General features: G+C 59.0%; 1 pseudogene. It reads right to left on the bottom strand.

Annotated elements, in window-relative coordinates:
• Nucleotides 1–541: 541 nt before the first annotated feature.
• Nucleotides 542–819 (bottom strand): annotated as a pseudogene (locus EN808_RS37500) (hypothetical protein); the annotation flags it as partial.
• Between the last annotated feature and the right edge of the window lie 50 nt (nt 820–869).

Raw genomic sequence — 869 nt, 5'->3', positions numbered from 1 at the left:
ACGTGCTGGTAACCGGGAACCACGGTGAACCCGCGAAGACAAGCACGGAGTCGGCAGGAACTTGGATAAGGCCAAAAAAAGGAACTTGCAGGTAGCTCAGCGACAAGTGAATCCCATGTGACACGGCGTTCGGCAGCACCTCAGATCGACGGATCGGCTCGACCAACCTCTTCTCCGCGGAAGGCGAGTATCGTCTCTAAAGACGATCGAACTCCGCCACCGCAAACCAAGCATCGCCTTGCGCAGGATCTCATTGGCCTGGCGCAGCTCCCGCTTCCAAGAGCCTTCAGCTTTCTCGGTAGCCTCGGTGGGGACACCTCCCAGCATACCGCTATCCTCTGGCCGGCCCATCCGCTGTGCGCTGCGTTGTGCAGCCGATCTTGGCGCGATCGAGGAGCGCGATCGAGGAGACGGCGGCCGTTTGCAGCGGATATTCCCCTCGTGAGCTTTTGACTAGCCACACGGTTCTTCGTGGTCAATATTGGTTCGCCGCATGATGGGACTTTACGGGACGAGCGTTCAATGGGAACGACGCACCTTGCTAAGCCAGCGGTGCAACCCCGATCAGCGGAATAGCTAGGCTCTCGTCCCCGCAGGGACGCCTCAGGCGATCGTGCATCGCATTTAAGAGCTCGCCGGTTTCAAGCGTCGTATGTATATCACCGCGTTCGCGCGCCACACCAACGGCAGCTCTTTTCAAGCCGATCCTCTCCCGGAGCTGTAGACCCGTGCCCTAACCGACGCCTCTTCGTAAACAAGCTCACGCAAATGGCGGTCGCCGCGTCGGGATATGTGGCCGCCGAAATCGACTTCACCGGATTAGGCGGTGTGGACGAATTACTCAGGTATCTAGACGCTCCGCGAATACA

Source organism: Mesorhizobium sp. M8A.F.Ca.ET.165.01.1.1 (assembly GCF_004792065.1).
Classification (GTDB): Bacteria; Pseudomonadota; Alphaproteobacteria; order Rhizobiales; family Rhizobiaceae; genus Mesorhizobium.
This window is presented reverse-complemented; position numbering and strand designations above follow the sequence as displayed.